Source organism: Chloroflexota bacterium, from assembly GCA_034717495.1.
Lineage (GTDB): Bacteria > Chloroflexota > Anaerolineae > JAAEKA01 > JAAEKA01 > JAYELL01.
The window spans coordinates 1-17,536 of record JAYELL010000091.1; the positions used below are offsets into that span (position 1 = coordinate 1).

Consider the following 17,536-nt stretch of genomic DNA (forward strand, 5'->3'; position numbering starts at 1 on the left):
AGGGGAGACAGGGGGAGGGGCGATACGGGGACGCGGCGACACGGGGGGACGGGAGACATGGGGAGGGGAGACACGGGGACGTGGAGACATGGGGAGGGGAGACAGGGGGAGGGGCGATACGGGGACGCGGCGACACGGGGGCATTGAGCTTTTAATACGCCCCGCGACCGCGTACCACCACGCCAATGGTTCGCCAAAGAATCTGAATATCGAGCAAAGGGGAATAGTTTTGAATATAGTAGAGGTCATCTTCGGTGTGCAGGTGCATCATGCGCTCGCTGCGCCCGTTGATTTGCCACCAACCAGTAATGCCTGGGGGTACTGAAAACCGACGGCGTTGCCAGGATTCGTAATGTTGAACCAGCAATGGCAGTTCAGGTCGGGGCCCGACCAGACTCATTTCCCCTCTCAGGACGTTGAAGAGCTGGGGTAACTCGTCGAGGCTGGTACGACGAATGAAGTGGCCCACCTGGGTGACACGCGGATCATCCGGGGATTTGTGGATCATGTCCCCGTTGCCGTTGGTTTTTGTGGTCTCGTCTGTCAGATGTTCCGCATTGGCGACCATGGAGCGGAATTTGTACATCTGGAACCTGCGTCCATTCTCGCCAACGCGTTCCTGAACGAAGAGGGCGGGGCCGCGGCTGTCCAGTCTGATGGCCGCGGCGACCACGAGCATGAGCGGCCAGAAAACCAGCAGGGTTAACGAGCCGACTGCCAGATCGAAGGCTCGCTTGACCACTCGATCAAAGCCGTCAATGGCTGGGTCGCGCAGGCCAACCAGGGGCAAACCGTTGAAATCCTCGACAGTTGCCTGGCTCATGGCCAGGTCGAAGAAATCGGGTACGACCCGGACTCGAACAGGATACTCTTGCAGGGCCATAACCAGACGCTCAATTGCACCGTGAGCCCGCAGTGGCAACGCGAAGATGATCTCGTCCACCTTCTGTCCATCGACGATTCCTGGCGTGTCCCTAACGGTGCCAAGCACGGGTGCACCCTGTATCCAAAGAGTTTGCTTGGTCGGATCATCATCGACATAACCAACCATGGTTAATCCAGCAACCGCTTGCGCCATCACCCCGCGACCCACCCGTTGGCCCAGTCGACCCGCACCCACTACCAGAACGCGGCGCGGTATCACATCCCGGCGGCCGGAAAAGCGCAAAGCGCCGCGCAGCCCCAACCTGAAGCCAATGAGCAGGATCAGGTCCCCGATTATGAAGTAAAGGAATAGTCGGCGCGGTACCTCGCGGAAGGTGAGATATAATACGCCAGCGAAGACGAGGCAAGCCACGGCGACGGCCCAAGTGATCGTCTGCGCTTCGTCCGCGGCGGTTGCGGTTCGCCGGGCATCATAAACCTGCGCGACGATAAAAGTGGTACCCCAGATAAGTACCACCAGAAGGTAAATGGGCCATGGCTGAACCACTTCCTCCCAGGTTAGCTTGACGCCAAAAGGCAGCCAGTATCGGCCCTGTTCGGCTGTGAACAGGGCTAACATCGTAATCAGGAGGTCAGATACGATTAAAAAAAGAATGGTATTTGTGTCAAGCTTTCGCATTGCAGAAATACCTCGCGCAGTTGATATAGTTACTCAAAACCGCGGGAAATTATACCACAGCCGATGCCAGAACAAAAAGTGCGTACAAAAGTACCATTCCCACTCAAGAAGAGGTCATGGGAGTTGCGCAAACGGACAGTCGCTTAACGCCGTTTTGGATCGGGGACGGCAATTCGAAAGTAGGCGTCAAGCGCAGGCAGGTTTGCCTCCCTGACAGCCAGGTTTAGTGTGCTGTTCAAGGGTAAATCCTGGCGGAGATGGAGACGCGTTTCCCAGCCCAACTCAGGAATCAATACCGAGCCTCTCAACCTCTCTTTTTTGACCAGAATGCCGTCACCCTGCCAGTTGGGATTTTGCAATAGATAGACCAGGGTCCAATGGCGGCGGGACAGGCGCTCAGCCTGCCGGGTGCTGCCGGAAGCGGCTTCGGCTATCCCCATCCGTTCCATAACTGACTGCACATCCAGCAACGTTGTGCCGTGAAGATAGGCCCGCAGTTGCTGGTGTACAACCAGGTCGAGGTAGCGCCGAAGTGGGCTGGTGGCTCGGCTATAGGCATCGAGCCCGAGACCAGCATGAAGTCCGGGGATGGTACTCTGGTGGCTACGCTTAAGGGTCCGCCGTTGGGCATACATGCCTGAGAGGGTGGTGTCTTCGGGAAGCTCGTCGTTCGGTGGATCTTGGATGGTGTAGGGAAGTGCAATGTCACGCTCCAACGAGAAGAGCGCAGCTGCTTCACCTGCCATAATCATTGCCTCTGTGACCAGCATTCGGCTCCACAATGGCAACAATGGTTCAATGGAGACTATGCCATCTCGAACCTGGATTTTCACTTCGGGCAGATCGATGACAACGGCGCCGTTGGCACGACGGCGAGCCTCGGAGGTCCTTGCCAGCGTCAACAACTGTTTGAATGGCTGTTCATTGAGACGCGTCTCTGCTTCCCGATAGCTGAGACGTTGTACACGAACCCAACTGGGGACGACCTCGCAGCCTGTGACCTGGCCATGGGCATCAACGTCCAGACCGAAAGACAGGGCTGGTGAGACGGGTTCCAGCCCCAGGGCCAGGCTTTCCGTGACCGCACGCGGCAACATGTGCACCGTGCCCTCCGGTAGATAGAGATTTGCTCCCCGGTTTCTCGCTTCCAGATCGGCTGGACTGTCCGGAGTAATCAGAGCCGCAACATCAGCGATATGAACCCAAAGTCGGTTTCCCTCCAGGCTGAGGGCATCGTCCGGGTCCTGAGTACCTTCATCGTCGATTGCGAAGGCAGGGAGGTGGGTCAGGTCGATACGATCTTCTTCAGGCAAAGCCGCAAGAGGGGCTTTGGGTTCGGATAGTGCCATGTCAAGGCGTTGAGGATGGGGATTGATGGAATAATCCCAGTCTCCCAGTTCCAGAAGCAGAGCGTGCGCGTTTTCCTGGGTCTGTGCCTTGCCCAGGGCATTGAGCACCCGACTCTTGTCTTGTTGACCCAGGGCTAACTCCCGTACATCCTGCAGAAACACACTATCTTCCGGCAGATAGGCTCCTTGTCGGGTTCGGTCCAGGAAGTCAGCCCAGGCTTGGGTCCGGGCGGCCTCGGCATCCCTGCGGCTTTTTTCATTTTCAATATCCTCGGCGGTGTTAGCGGTGATAAGGTCAGGCGTTCCCCGGAAGTACAGGCCATCAGCTACCCAGGTCCACGTCGCCCATGCCGTTGCAGGTGTGTACTCTCCAAAGGCAAGCTCGGTCAACTCGGCCAAATCAGTAGTTTCCCCTGCCAATAGTCCCCAGGCGGTAACTAGCTCACCGGCATCCGTGGTCTGTAGCTCCCCCAGGTCCTTCACAGGGCCCGGGTGAAGAAGAACCACATCCTTCGGCCGTATCCGCCGCACCGGGCCTTTGACTGTATCGAGTTCCAGGCGGTCGCCCAGCTGTCGAACAATGGCCTGACGGGATTTGTAGAGAACGAGGCTGCCTTGCGTAAGCTTCGCGTCTGGCATGAGGAACCTTTCTTCAATAAAGGGAGGAATAGCGCTCGGCCGGCACTAGTGTACCACACCCAGTCTCCCTTGATGCAAATCATCGATGGGTAGATACCGATCGGCGTATGCGCCGTTACGGAAGACCTGACACAATCTTGATACACTAAGGCGGTTCTGGCAAGCAAATTCGGTGGCAAGGAAAGAGCAGGAAGGTCAATAATGATAACACTGGATGTTTATGTTTCCACCGGTTGCGCAAACTGCGCGTATGCTCGTGAACTGGCAGTTCAGGTCGCCAGAGCATTTCCTGCAGTTGAGGTGAATGTGCTTGAATTGGGAGAGATCGAGAGTCCGCCTGAGACCGTGTTCGCCACACCGACCTACCTGCTTGATAGAAAACGCATTTCCCTGGGGAATCCTGATCACCAGGAACTTTATTCCCTTCTTGACGTTGCGCTGAATTCCTGATTCGCCCTCTTCGGGCAAGCTGTTGTCTGGTCTTCGGTACCTGAATGCTCGTTTTCTTGTCCACTGTGCAAGTAGAGTAGCCACGAACACGTGCTGAGCGCCGCCGAAGTATTGGTTCTCGCTTGTCCAGGTCAGGGTTCACCGTTGGATACCGATTGACACCTGAACCTCGCGGGGAAATCATTGGAACGTTCTGGGGTGAACAGGGCAAGCGTTTCTGCGTTTGTTGAGCAGGGGTTTATGACTACAATGGTCGTATCGATTTGGAGATGCAATATGACGAAACGTGAGCTGGATGCCCAATTGGCGCGAATCACAGACCCCGATCCCCTGATGCGGCTCGATGCTGCGCGCCGCTTGGGGCAGTTGGACGCACCTGGGCCTGATGGCACCGCCGCTCTTATCACGGCGCTGAACGATCGAGAGTGGAGCGTTCGCGCTGCTGCTGCGGAAGGCCTTGGGCGTTTGGAGAGCGATTCTGCCCTGTTCTCACTATGCGAGCAGCTGGAACATCCCCGGACAGAAGTTCGGCGTGCTGCGGTCAATGCTCTCGATGCTATCGGGGATAGACAGGCAACGGCGCCATTGATACTGAGGTTGGAAAGGGAACGGCACAATGAGACACGACGTCTCATTGTGCGCGCCCTTGGAAGACTAGGCGATGATCGGGCACTGGGGCCTCTGCAGCGGTTGCGCGGGGATAAACATTGGGCTGTACGGAGCGAAGCAGTGGCCGCTTCGGAACGGATAATGACTCGCCAGGAATAGACTCGGAGAGTTCCTTTCGCATGTTGATGTTAAAGAATCACTCCAATGACTGTGCTCAATCGTGGAAAACACCGCAAAAAGTTGACCCGGGACATTATTGGAAGCGTTTGGGAAGGGGGTTTTCCAGCATGTTGTGGACAGGCATGGTGTATGCACTATATGTAGTGTTGAGCGATTAGTCTCTGGTTAACGAAACCTTAAAGTTAGAGAAAAATACACGAGATTTCTATTGGTGTGACTCGACCGTAAATTGGATGTTATGCCGACCTGCGATGGTACTCTTGTGGTTCTTTCGTATAACCATCACAAGATACCGCGTAAAACAGGTGTTCGCCCGCTTTTACTTAACCGTAATTGGCGCCGAAAACAGGGTTACCCGATTTCTGCATAAGTTGACTGGAATGGCGGTTGCACATACAATTGGTATCGACCGCTTGACAGCATGTTGGGAACATTCTCCTCCCGATATGATGGCTGTCAACATCGTCCCTGAGTGGGGCAATTCCAGCCGGTGCGATATGAATCCTCATGCACCCCTACGGGATTGCTACACAATCAGCTAGACTGGCGTAACACTGAAGCCTACATCGAAGCAATTGCCAGACTGATTGTTCTTCAACGCTGAACGGGGCTTCCGCAATTGGATGCCTCCCCAGACGCGGTCTAGCAATGCGGCCTGAGAGGGCACAAACAATCTAACTTTTTTCTGTCTTAATCGACTGGTCTTTGACCAGAGCGGCGTGATGTTGCGCGGCAGATTCTCATCGATCGGAAGGTGATCGAGATGTCCTCCTCCAACTCAGATAATTACCGAAACGGTCCAACGGTCAGCCCGAAGAAAGCCTGGAAAGTTGCTTTAGGGGAGCTGCAGCTTCAGCTTACATCGGACATATTTGAGATGTACCTTCATCCGACGCGCTTCATGGCCTACGAGGATGGCACCTTTTTGGTTGCTGTTCCCAATGGTTTCGTGAAGGACTGGCTCGACCTGCGCCTAAATCAACGGGTGAAGCGGACCTTGCGTCACATCGTGAACCGCGAGGTGGAGATCAAGTACACGGTACAAACACAGCCCGTGCGCGAGGTAGAAGATCCCGCGCCAACTCCCCTCCTTGACTTTATCTCCTCTGAACCGCAGGTGTCTCGGAACTCAAAACCGGTAGCTGGACAACCACTTGTGGCGGACTATACATTCGCAACATTCATCGCGGGATCAAGCAATCTGATGGCGCATGCGGCCTCGGTTGCTGTTGCCGAAAAACCGGGCGGTCGCTACAATCCCCTCTTCATATACAGTGGGGTAGGTCTCGGTAAGACGCACTTGATGCATGCAATCGCGCATCGGAGTCGCCAGGTTGGTCTGAACCCGGTGTATATCTCGTCCGAAGTCTTCACTAACGAATTGATTACAGCCATTCGAACCAACGCCCAGGACCAGTTCCGGGCCAAATATCGCACCAGCGATGTCTTGCTGGTCGATGACGTCCAGTTTCTGGCTGGAAAGCCCAGCACGCAGGAGGAGTTCTTTCACACCTTCAATGCGTTGCATGAGAGCGGACGCCAGGTAGTACTGGCATGTGATCGTCCCCCAAAGGCGATGTCGGCACTGGAAAACAGGCTGCGTTCACGTTTCGAATGGGGTCTTATAGCGGATATCCAGGCACCTGATCTGGAGATGCGACTTGCCATATTGCAGGCAAAGTCGGTATTCCAGGGAGTGGATGTGCCCAATAGCGTGCTGGAACGGATCGCCCAACTGGTTCCCACCAATATTCGGGAGCTTGAAGGAGCGTTGACCAAGACGATCGCTCACGCCAGTTTTGGTGGTGAGGCTTTGACAGCAGGCATGGTGGACGAAATCCTCGAGGACATGGTCCCGCGCACAGCGGAAGTGGAACCTGAAGAAGTTTTAGTGCTTGCGGCCCGTCACTTCGGTGTGCCACTCGATGAGTTGACGGGTGCACTTCGCAAGCGCCATGTGGTTCGAGCGCGCCAGGTTGCCATGTATTTATTGCGGGAAGATCTGGACTTGTCCTTCGCGGCGATCGGGGGAATGCTTGGCGGACGGGACCACGCTACCGCTATGCATGGCGTTCGAAAAATCTCGAAGCTGCTTGAAACAGATGATGTGATTCAGGGCCAGGTGGACGATCTCAGGAGCCAAATGACCGTTCCAGTGCCGGTTCCCATACGTAGGGGGAGACTTCCAGGGTAGTATCTCCGAGACAGTTGTACAAATCGCATAAATTGTGGAAAACCCCACCTGTTTTGGTGGAAAACTGACGTTGGTTGTGGAAAACCGGCGTCTTTTTCGCGTTGCCGCTACGTTGGAGAACTACGTTTCGCGTTGCCCGACGTGGGACACCCAATATATGGGCACCCATCTCAAATCAATGCCTCGGGTTTTCCACACACCTGGGTCGGGCGGCTTGTTTTAAATGGAACATGCTACAAGCAACGATGTTTCGTTCCGGGTAGCTGCTGGCGAAGTTGCAAACCCGCAAACCTGGAATCCGGCCTTGAGGTAGAAGGCCACGGCGGGATTTCCGGCCTCGATTTCGGCGACGATGCTGGACGCGTCGGAGCGTCGTGCAAGGGCGATGCATTCCTCAACCAGCTGAGTACCAATCCCCCAACGGCGGTAGTTCGGTGTTACGAAAACATCATCGATCCGGGCTCGGGTTGCCCTCTCCATGATCAGGCCCGCGTATCCTACGATAGTGCCTCGGTCCAGAGCGAGAAGGAGGCGCGTGTCCTTCTCCGACTCAGGTGAACCCAACGCGTCGGTTGGTCGCTGATGCGTCTGGGCCAGGGCAATAGCTTCTGCATATTCCTCTGGGCGTGCAGGACGATAGTTGATGGCTCGCGCTCGTCGCCAATCCTTCAAGGCATTTCGGTGGGTCCAGAAGGCGATTTTCTGGTCTGGTGGCAATTCATCAGGGCTAAAGAAGGCAGCATCGCTTGCATCATCACCAGCTTGTAGCTGTCCTGAGATTAGATGGGCACTATAAACAATCAGCACGCCTCGGGGGTAATCGTCTCCTCCGAATGAGTAGACATCCAGTAACTGGTCAATTTCGATGTCGATACCAGCTTCCTCGGCCGTTTCACGAATGGCGGCTTCTTCAGCTGTCTCATCAGCCTCCACATAACCCGCCGGCAACCCCCAATAACCAGCTCGAGGGGCAACTCCCCGGCGGATAAGTACTACACGGCCATTCTCTTCCACCAGAGCTGCGGCCGCGACCACCGGATTGAGATAGTAGATGAAACCACATCCTGGACACATTGGCCGGGAGCGGTCGCCTTCCAAACGCTCGACCAGGCGCGTGCCGCACTGAGGACAGTATTTCGGATTTTGAGCCATGAGACCTCCAGGTATTCGCCCTTTCCCCTATTGTACCGCTTTGGAAACGCTGTCACAAATAGGATGAGCATGCTCGACCAGTGGTCACGTCCATGGGGAGTATTACAAACTGCAGGTCCTGATGTGGTATAATGCAACCAACCCCCACGGAGTGAAACGATGCAAATTCTCGCCGTCGATATTGGTACCGGAACGCAGGACATTCTTCTTTTCGATAGTAGCCGGGCGCCCGAAAACTGTCTCAAGCTCGTCATGCCTTCGCCGACCATGCTGGTGGCAAGCCGGATCCGCCAGGCGACGGCCAATCGAAAGGCGGTGCTGTTGACCGGTGTGATTATGGGAGGCGGGCCCAGCAGTTGGGCTACCGAGGATCATCACCGGGCAGCTTTACCCATTTTCGCTACACCTCATGCTGCGCAGAGTTTCAACGACGATCTGGAAGCGGTTTGCAGGGATCTGGGCATCGAAATACTAACCGACGGGCAGGTTTCAGATCTCATCGACCGGCCCGATGTTGCCCATGTAGAGATGCGAGACTTTTCCTACAGTGCCATCCGAGCTGCGTTTTCCGCCTTTGGTTTCGACCTTCGGCCGGACGCCGTGATGGTGGCGGTGTTTGATCATGGCAATGCACCGCTTGATGTCAGCGACCGGCAGTTTCGTCTTGATTATCTGGCTGATCGGCTGCACTCAGATGGCCGGTTGAGTACTTTCGCCTTCGCTGCCAGTGAAGTGCCTGCGATTATGACCCGGCTGCGCGCTGTTGTCGACTCAGCGCAAGATGTCGATGCACCGCTTTTTCTAATGGATACGGCGCCCGCCGCTGTCTTGGGAGCCCTATGCGATCCAGAAGTTGCCGCTTATCCGGATGCCCTGGTTGCCAATGTGGGAAACTTTCACTGTCTGGCGTTTCAGTTTCAGTCAGGGCAGACAGTGCGGCTATTTGAACACCATACTGGTTTGTTGAGTCAACAACAGTTGATCGATTGGCTCAACCGGCTGGCCGATGGATCGATCACTCACAAAGAGGTCTTTGCCGAGCATGGTCATGGTGCGCTGGTGCTGAATCGGGACCCCGTGCCAATGGCTCGGCTGGCAGTGACCGGGCCCCGGCGTGCAATGCTAACGAAAACCGATCTGCCTGTCTATTTTGCGGTGCCCTTTGGAGACCAGATGCTGACCGGGTGCTGGGGGATGATCCGGGCGCTCGCCGATCTGGTTCCGGAATGGGCAGATGAAATTCAGCCAGCATTGGCTGGTGATCCATCCCGCAGTCTTTGGTAAAAATGTGGCGATAATGCGACCCAACAGCCTTTGAACCTCTATGCCACCAAATTGGCCTGCGGTGGTTAGGTTTCTGTCTTCCCCGGCCATCGATGCAATGATGGCTGGTCGGTGAAGCGGACGACGAAAACGACAGTCAAGGATGACACAAGATGACAAGGACGACATCCCCGATCATGTTGGAGGCGCAAGCTCTCGAATCTCAGTTGGTCAACTGGCGGCGAGATCTGCATCGCCACCCCGAATTGGCTTTTGAAGAGCACCGTACGGCCGGTGTCATTGCGCGCTATCTTGCTGATCTGGGCCTGGAGGTACGAACGGGTGTTGGGCGGACCGGCGTTGTCGGATTATTGGCCGGGGAGTCCGGTGGGCCCTGTGTGATGCTAAGATTCGATATGGATGCGTTACCTGTTGAGGAAGCTACTGGCCTGCCTTTCGCCTCCACAATACCTGGCCGCATGCATGCCTGTGGACACGATGGGCATGTGGCCATTGGCCTGGGAGTGGCTACTCTGCTGGCACGTTTGAAGAACGATTTTTTCGGCAGCGTCAAATTGGTGTTTCAGCCAGCCGAGGAAATCGCTGGCGGTGCACGGGCAATGATCGCCGACGGGGCGCTGGAGGAGCCGGTGCCCGATGTGACCTTTGCCTTGCATCTTTGGAGCCAGAGCCCCTCCGGCATGGCCATGATCAAGGCGGGTCCCCTGTGGGCATCTGCTGATCGTTTCGACATCGATATAGTGGGGCGAGGATCTCACGGGGCGATGCCCCATACAGGTGTCGATGCTGTCGCTGTAACGGCTTACGCGATTACCCAACTGCAATCCATCGTTAGTCGTGACCGAGACCCCCTTCAGCCCGTTGTTCTCACCATTGGCACGGTGGCCGGTGGCGCCGCGTTCAACGTGTTGGCGGAACGAGTCCACCTTAGCGGCACGTTGAGATCGTTTGAGTCCGACGTGCGAAGCAAGGTCATTGAGCGCATGTATCGTGTCCTGGCAGGTGTCTGCGAGGCACACGGCGCCCAGTACGATCTTCGGTTCAGTGACTACACCCCTCCCGTGATCAACGATCCTGAAGCTACCCGTTATCTTCGGCAAGCGGCAAGAGCTGCAATTGGCGATGAAGCCGTAATCGAGGCCCCAATGATGATGGTCGCCGAGGACATGGCAGAGTTCATCAACCGGATACCGGGAAGCTATTTTGTAATAGGCGCACAGAAAGTGGGCTCTGCGTCTGAGCCTCATCACAGTTCCCTCTTTGATATCGATGAGGCGGCATTGCCCGTAGGAGTGGCGATCATGGTTCAAGCCACCCTGGATTTCCTGGCGCACCCTTTCGAAGAAGGATGACCTTTTTTTGAGGAGTCGAACATGCAGATTACCAATGTTGAAGTGGTACCCATCGAGCTTAACCTGACAGTACCCTATCGAGTTGCCTATGGCGATCAGGTCGACCACGCTGCCATGGTGTTTGTGCGTTTGGATATCAGCGATGGTAGAAGTGCCTGGGGATGTGCTGCTTTCGATACCGCCTTGACGGGTGAGACACTGCAGAGTGTCGTAGCCGCCTGCCAGCGTTGTGCGGACCTTGCCCTTGACTTGAATCCACTGAATATTGAGTATGCCCTCGCCCAGTTTGAGACGCTGACTGGCGATACGCCATCAGCCCAATGTGCCTTTGATATCGCATTTCATGATCTATTGGGCCTGGAAACGGGCTTGCCCCTCTATCGCCTGTTTGGCGGTTTTCGTCACCGCATCCAGACCTCGGTAACCGTTGGGATCGCTCCCGTTGCCGAAACGGTGGAGTTAGCCCACGAGCGAGCCAACCAGGGATTCCGCATTCTCAAGATCAAGGGTGGTCTCGACCCTGAGGTGGATGTGCGCAGGGTGCATGCAGTGGCCGATGCTCTACCCGAGCTGGCATTGCGACTTGACGCGGATCAGGGATACAGCGTCCGTCAGGCTCTGGATGTTGCGCGGGCGGTGGCGGGAAAGGTAGAAATGCTGGAGCAACCAACACATGCAGGCTCCCTGGAAGCTCTTTGTCAGGTGGCAGAACACAGCCCTGTACCGATTCTTGCCAGCCAGAGTGTGTCGGACCCCGCGGCAGCGCTGGAGATCGCCAACCGGCGCTGTGTCAGCGGCATCAGCATCAAGTTGGTCACCTGCGGTGGCATGACACGAGCTCGTCAGTTGGATGCCATCGCCCGGGCGGGTCGAATGTCAACCATGGTTGGCTGTCTCAATGAGCCTGCGCTCCTGATAGCGGCAGGATTGGCCTTCGCTTTGAGCAGTCCCAATGTGCAATATGGCGATCTGGACGGACATTTCGATCTGGTTGACGACCCCACTGTCCCTGGTTTTTGCTTCGAAGATGGCTGGCTTGTCGCCACCGATGTGCCCGGTCTGGGTTGTACTGTGGAACTATGATCGACGCGGCTGGAAGGGATTACAAGGGGGAGCTGCAATGGCCTGTCGACCCCAACCAAAACGCCGGCCCGGTTGTTGCACTGGCTGGTGGCGTAGGAGGAGCCAAGCTGGCTTACGGGCTCTATCATCTGCTGGGTGAGGCGCTTTCAATGGTGGTCAATACGGGGGATGACTTCGAGCACTGGGGGCTGTCGATCTCTCCCGACCTTGATACGGTCATGTACAATCTTGCCGGCATCAACCAGCCTCAACGGGGGTGGGGTCTCGCCGATGAGACGTTCCATGCGCTTGAAATGGTGTCTCGCTACGGCGAGGCGCACTGGTTCCGTCTGGGTGATGGGGATCTGGCTACCCACATTCTTCGTTCTCACAGGCTAAATAAAGGCGAAAAACTGACCGAGGTCATGTTTAAGCTGAAAACAGGCCTTGGAATCGGTGCGGGGTTGTTACCTATGAGCGATGATCGGGTGCGCACAATGGTTCATACCGATCAGGGTGTGTTGGGTTTTCAGGAATATTTCGTCCACCAGCGCTGCGAACCAAGGCTGTACTCGCTTCAATTCGATGGCATAGACAAGGCTCGACCTTCCCCCCAGGTACTCGCTGCTCTCGATGCGGCTCGAGTTGTGATCCTCTGTCCCAGCAACCCCTACCTCAGCCTTGACCCCATTCTGCTCCTGCCCGGGTTGAGTGATTGGCTGTGTTCTTTGCCGGTACCGGTAATTGCAGTTTCGCCGATCATCGGAGGCAAGGCGTTGAAAGGTCCTGCGGCGAAGATCATGGCGGAGTTGGGCGTGGAGTCGTCCGCTGTGGCCGTGGCGAAGCACCTGGCGGGGCGCATCCGCCTGGATGGCTTCGTTCTGGACTCGCTGGATGAAGCGCTGGCTGATCGGGTGGCAGACGCTGGTATTACACCCCTGGTGACTGATACGATCATGCGGGATGACTCCTCGAAGATCAAGCTGGCGTCGGAAGTTCTTGGCTTTGCTGCACAACTGGATAAACGAGCCAGACGGGTCCCGCGCTGACGATCATCATGTCACTTTTTATCATTGTGCCTGTGAAAAGCCTACAGGGGGCAAAAAGCCGTCTTTCCGAAGTTCTTGATGAGCAGCAGCGGCGCACCCTGGCGGTTGCCATGTTGGAGAACGTCCTCTCGGCGGTACAACTTGCCCAGGAAAGACTGCCCGGCCAGGGGATCGTAATCAGCGCTGATGTCGAGGTGCTGGCGTTGGCAAGGGCTTATGGGTTAATGCCATTGGCCGAAGAGCTCCATTCCGTCGGTTCTCAAGGGAACGGGGATGCTGAAGCACAGCTGAATTCGGCCTTGACACAGGCTTGCGATTGGGCACAAAAGCATGGTGGGGATGCGGTGTTGGTTCTGCCGGCCGACTTGCCGTTGCTTACCGTTGAGGAAATCGAGGGGCTGTGGTTGGCCAGTCAGCAACTTTACTCAGCACGGGCCATGGTTATCGCGCCTGATGGACGGGAACAAGGCACCAATGGTCTTTTGATGCGACCACCAGGTGCCCTTGCTTTCCAGTTTGGTTTCGACAGTTTCCGGCGACACTGCGACCAGGCACGGGATCGGGGCATGGCCTGGCACGTCCATCGTTCCCCAAGGCTGGGATTGGACATTGATGTGCCGGTGGATCTCGAGGCCTATCTGGCTGTGGAGACTGCCGACGCTGACGACCATGTTTCTATCGAAGGCGACAGGGTTTTATTCGATGATCAGGCAGAAGCATTTCTCGCGGAAGGCGGGCATCTGATGCGGCTGGGCACCATTGGACGGGATGGTTTTCCCCAGGTTACGCCAGTGTGGTATCTTTTTCAGAATGGGCTGTTTTACATCACAACGGCACACGACCGGATTAAAGCCCGCAACATGCTGGCAAACCCTCGAGTCGGGTTTGCTGTCGACAGTGAGGTCAAGCCCTACCGTGGATTGACCGTTTGGGGAAAGGCTCGACTTGTAACAGAGGGGGAAGACGCCCGATCGCTGACCAGGCAGATTGCGGCCCGCTATGTGCCCGCTGGGCGACTCGACCTGATGGTTGACACCTTGATGCAATCACCGCGCGTTATAATCGTTATCGAACCCCTGCGGGCTGCCAAAATGGGCAGTTGGTAGAATTCAACGAAACTGATCCGTTTCCTTGGGCCGAATCAGCTCCTGCAATGACCCCTGACCTGGTGTGTACTCAGCACCACGGATAAGAACAGCTGGATTTCCTTCCGATGCCTGGCCCATCAGCAGGGAGGCAGCGGCAGCCAACTCATCGGCAGTGCCCACCAGAGTGGCCTGAAGGGCGCGGCCTGTCAGATCGGCCTCTCCCCGCAGGTCTGTCAAGGGACGCATGCCGGCGACACCGATCGCGATGCCGACGGTGCCCAGTCGCCAGGCTCGCCCGTGGCTGTCGCTAACGATGACGGCCAGGTCTGCCCCTGTGGCGATCTTGATGGTGCTACGAATACGTTCAGCCGAGGCATCGGGATCCTCCGGCAGGAGCAATACCCACTGATCGTTTCCCCGAACGTTGGAGTGGTCCACCCCCGCGTTTGCGCTGATAAAACCTCTTCGATGCTCGGTGATGATCAGGCCGGGCCGGGCTCGGATGATCTCGTCGGATTCTTGAAGAATCACCTCGACCAATTGTGGATCCTTGCCTGTCTTCTGCGCAATGGCGATGGCTTCGGCCGACGGGACAACATCAGGCAGGTAGACGAAACGATCTTCTGCCTTGCTGACAATCTTCTGAGCCACGACCAGAACATCACCGTTTCGGAACTCAATGCCGGCAGCCGATGCGCAGGAAAGCAAAAGGCCCGGCAAATCGTCGCCGGGCTCAATCAAGGGAAGGGCAGGAATAGCGATCAGTTCAATGGGCATGTGTCTTTGGAAGAGAAAAGAGTGATTAGAACCAGACTCGTGGCGGGTGGTCGTCGGTGGGCTCGTTGCTCTCTTCGGGAATGCCATCTGTCTCAGTTCCATTCGAACTGCCGGAGCTGGCCGTTTGCTGTTCGCCTGGTTCAGGCAGGACTTCTCGCCCCCTGCTGCCACCCCGGTCGGGACCAACAACACCCCGTTCCTCAAGTAAGTCGATCAAGCGAGCTGCCCTGCTGTAGCCGATACGCAGTCGGCGTTGTAACAGAGAGACGGATGCTCTGCCAGCCGTCCGAACTACTTGAACAGCTTCCTCATAGAGATCATCCTGGGAATCCTCTTTCTTCTGTTGCTGGATCATTTCCTCCCAGATGGGCATCTGAACGACATCCTCTGGTCGAGGAGGAGGCATGGCCGTCATGCCTCCGGGCATCGGCACCACCTCATCCTGGAAATCCTCGCCTTCAGTGATACGAACGCCTTTCCAGTAACGAACCAGTTTTTCCAACTCGGCATCGGACACGAAGCAACCTTGAAGACGAGCCAGTTTGCTGCTATCGGGACGCATGAACAGCATATCGCCTTTGCCCAACAAGGCCTCGGCGCCAGGCGTGTCCAGGATAACCCGGCTGTCAATCTGGCTGGTCACGGCGAAGGCAACCCGGCTGGGAAAATTCGCCTTGATCAAGCCTGTGACGACATCCACGCTGGGGCGCTGGGTGGCGATAATAAGATGGATACCGGTGGCCCGGGACATCTGCGCCAGTCGACAGACATAGCGTTCGACATCATCGGGCGCGGCCATCATTAGATCGGCCAGCTCATCGATTATCAGGACCATGTAGGGCAGGGTTGGCTCGCCTTTTTTAACCATCTTGGCATTGTAAGCTTCCAGGTTGCGCGCACCCTCCTTGGCAAAGAGTTTGTAGCGGCGATCCATTTCGCTGGTAGCCCAACGCAGTAAAGGCACAACTCGCTCAAGTTCGACCACGACTGGTGAGAGAAGATGGGGAATACCGTTGTACGTGGTCAACTCCACCATCTTTGGGTCTATCATCAGCAGTCGCAGGGTGTCTGGCGTATGGGTGAGCAGAAGCGTCGAGATAATGGCGTTGACGCAGACTGATTTTCCGGAACCGGTCGCGCCGGCGATCAACAGATGTGGCATGCGACCAAGATCGGCAATGGCTGGCTGGCCTGCAGTATCCTGTCCCAGTGCGATCTTCAGTGGGCTTTTCATCTGACGGAAGGTGTCTGACTCCATTACCCCGCGCAGGGAGACCAGCGTCTTCTGCATGTTGGGTACCTCGAGGCCCACCATGGGACGCCCAGGCACTGGCGCCTCGATGCGAATAGGTGATGCCGCCAGAGCCAATGCCAGGTCATTGCTCAGGGATTGAATCTTCGAGACCTTGATCTTGACCCGTTCGTAGCGCTCCACATCGTTGTCGATCACCTCTTTGACGAGCTCATCGGTGATGGGCCGGCGAGAGCTGCCATATCCGCGCCGTTTCAATATCTCTTCCGCTTCCCGACGTATCTCATCGCGGCTGCGCCGGCGCTGGCGATAGCCTGGCTGCAGGCCATACTGGGTGACTGCCGGACCCTGGTTGGCCTCCACAACCCGTACAGGCACACCAAAATCGGAAAGGGTCTGTTCAATGATCTTGGCGCGTTCCCGGATCTCATCTTTACTGATCTCGACCTCGATTGCGTCATCCAGGATGTCGTCTACGTTGGGTAAACGCCAGGAACGGCCGCCGCCAATGATGCGCGGAATCAGGGAATCGGCGGTGGCGGGTGCTGAACCCCGGTTTTGACCAGCGGCGGTTTGGTTGGAGGTTGCTGTAGGCGCGTCACCACCGATCACGCGTGGGGCCCGTGTAGGGTCGGGGGTGGAATCGTTGTTCGCCCCGTTTCCCCCGATCACCAGAGCTGGTCCTTTTGGCTCTGCACCGCCAGGATCGAGAGTGCCACCCAGCACCATGGCTTTGAGTCTGTCCAAAAAGGAGAGAGGGGCTACTGGCAGGTCGGGTTGCCGGGAAGCGATACTGGGTGCAGTGTCCAGCCCATCTTCCTGGAGCGCCTGCCAATCGGCTGTTCTTCCCCCGAGCCAGAACTGGATCCTGTCGGCGGCAGATAACAATAGTGGCCCCATCAACAGAGCTGTTCCCAGTATTCCCAATAAGATGACCACCACCCAACTCAGGTTGTAGCCCAGGCCATTGATCAGAATCTCGCTGCCGGCGTAGCCGAGCAATCCTCCCCCACCTCCTTCCCTGCCAATCTGAAGCGCATCTGCGTCGGAGATGGATCTATCCATATGGAGTGCGATGACAACTGCCAGAAACAGCAGGAGGCCGCCCACAGGACGGTACCAGGGAAGTTCGTCCAGCTTTCCGATCCCCCGCAGGACTCCCCACAGGCCGAAGCCAACAAGAATGAAGGGCAGCACGACCACACCGCCGCCAACCAATGAGCGAAGCTGTCCGATCCACCAGCTGGTGACCGTGCCCTGGCGCGGCGAAATCAGAGTCAGAAGGGTCATGATCCCGATCAGGATCATGATTGAGCCCACTACCTGACTCTGCCCGAGGAACTCCAGGTCCAGCGAGAGACCATTGGATTTCGATTTGCTGCCCTTACGCTTTGCCATGATTGCTACGTTGCGGAAATCCCGAAAATCAGGCGGAAACGCTCATTTTTCCCGCGAAATAGAACAAACGTGCCGTTATTATAACACAGATTACCGGGAAAGAAAAGCGCGTTATGTCACTTTAGGCCTTGAGGGGC

At 56.5% G+C, this 17,536-nt stretch carries 13 protein-coding genes; 8 read left to right on the plus strand and 5 right to left on the minus strand.

Annotated features, from left to right (window positions below):
* Nucleotides 1–151: 151 nt before the first annotated feature.
* Together U9R25_16105 and U9R25_16110 are read right to left on the minus strand one after the other, a co-directional pair.
* Entirely contained in the window at nucleotides 152–1,564 is a 1,413-nt protein-coding gene (locus tag U9R25_16105) for a sugar transferase (GenBank protein ID MEA3337423.1), read from the minus strand.
* A gap of 143 nt (nucleotides 1,565–1,707) precedes the next feature.
* The gene (locus U9R25_16110; protein MEA3337424.1) at nucleotides 1,708–3,552 is read right to left on the minus strand and encodes an RNB domain-containing ribonuclease; all 1,845 of its coding nucleotides are present in this window, start codon (nucleotides 3,550–3,552) and stop codon (nucleotides 1,708–1,710) included.
* A 201-nt stretch (nucleotides 3,553–3,753) separates the two neighbouring features.
* On the opposite strand from U9R25_16110, the gene U9R25_16115 reads away from it, so the two are divergent.
* The 3 genes from U9R25_16115 to dnaA all read left to right on the plus strand — a co-directional run bounded on the left by U9R25_16115 (nucleotide 3,754) and on the right by dnaA (nucleotide 6,985).
* On the plus strand, nucleotides 3,754–4,002 hold the full coding sequence (locus U9R25_16115; GenBank protein MEA3337425.1) for a hypothetical protein: 249 nt from the start codon (nucleotides 3,754–3,756) through the stop codon (nucleotides 4,000–4,002).
* 276 nt (nucleotides 4,003–4,278) lie between these two features.
* Nucleotides 4,279–4,770 carry a HEAT repeat domain-containing protein gene (locus U9R25_16120; protein ID MEA3337426.1) on the plus strand — a complete coding sequence of 164 codons (492 nt, stop codon included), beginning with the start codon at nucleotides 4,279–4,281 and terminating at the stop codon, nucleotides 4,768–4,770.
* 784 nt (nucleotides 4,771–5,554) lie between these two features.
* The gene (gene dnaA, locus U9R25_16125) at nucleotides 5,555–6,985 is read left to right on the plus strand and encodes a chromosomal replication initiator protein DnaA (GenBank protein MEA3337427.1); all 1,431 of its coding nucleotides are present in this window, start codon (nucleotides 5,555–5,557) and stop codon (nucleotides 6,983–6,985) included.
* Between the two features lie 219 nt (nucleotides 6,986–7,204).
* Here the strand turns inward: dnaA and U9R25_16130 are convergent, their stop codons facing one another.
* Nucleotides 7,205–8,137, minus strand: coding sequence for a GNAT family N-acetyltransferase (locus U9R25_16130; GenBank protein ID MEA3337428.1), 933 nt, complete (start codon nucleotides 8,135–8,137; stop codon nucleotides 7,205–7,207).
* 159 nt (nucleotides 8,138–8,296) lie between these two features.
* On the opposite strand from U9R25_16130, the gene U9R25_16135 reads away from it, so the two are divergent.
* The 5 genes from U9R25_16135 (at nucleotide 8,297) to cofC (ending at nucleotide 13,990) form a co-directional block, all read left to right on the plus strand.
* The gene (locus tag U9R25_16135) at nucleotides 8,297–9,421 is read left to right on the plus strand and encodes a DUF1786 family protein (protein ID MEA3337429.1); all 1,125 of its coding nucleotides are present in this window, start codon (nucleotides 8,297–8,299) and stop codon (nucleotides 9,419–9,421) included.
* A 152-nt stretch (nucleotides 9,422–9,573) separates the two neighbouring features.
* The gene (locus tag U9R25_16140) at nucleotides 9,574–10,773 is read left to right on the plus strand and encodes an amidohydrolase (GenBank protein ID MEA3337430.1); all 1,200 of its coding nucleotides are present in this window, start codon (nucleotides 9,574–9,576) and stop codon (nucleotides 10,771–10,773) included.
* Between the two features lie 21 nt (nucleotides 10,774–10,794).
* Nucleotides 10,795–11,856: a dipeptide epimerase gene (locus U9R25_16145; protein ID MEA3337431.1), complete on the plus strand. Its 1,062-nt coding sequence runs from the start codon at nucleotides 10,795–10,797 to the stop codon at nucleotides 11,854–11,856.
* Nucleotides 11,853–12,884 carry a 2-phospho-L-lactate transferase gene (cofD, locus tag U9R25_16150; GenBank protein ID MEA3337432.1) on the plus strand — a complete coding sequence of 344 codons (1,032 nt, stop codon included), beginning with the start codon at nucleotides 11,853–11,855 and terminating at the stop codon, nucleotides 12,882–12,884. The genes U9R25_16145 and cofD overlap by 4 nt, the downstream gene beginning before the upstream one ends.
* An 8-nt stretch (nucleotides 12,885–12,892) precedes the next feature.
* Nucleotides 12,893–13,990, plus strand: coding sequence for a 2-phospho-L-lactate guanylyltransferase (gene cofC / locus U9R25_16155; GenBank protein ID MEA3337433.1), 1,098 nt, complete (start codon nucleotides 12,893–12,895; stop codon nucleotides 13,988–13,990).
* Nucleotides 13,991–13,993: 3 nt separating this feature from the next.
* Here the strand turns inward: cofC and cofE are convergent, their stop codons facing one another.
* Nucleotides 13,994–14,749, minus strand: coding sequence for a coenzyme F420-0:L-glutamate ligase (gene cofE / locus U9R25_16160; protein ID MEA3337434.1), 756 nt, complete (start codon nucleotides 14,747–14,749; stop codon nucleotides 13,994–13,996).
* Between the two features lie 25 nt (nucleotides 14,750–14,774).
* Complete coding sequence (locus U9R25_16165; GenBank protein ID MEA3337435.1) at nucleotides 14,775–17,399, minus strand: DNA translocase FtsK; 2,625 nt, start codon at nucleotides 17,397–17,399, stop codon at nucleotides 14,775–14,777.
* Nucleotides 17,400–17,536: the final 137 nt, after the last annotated feature.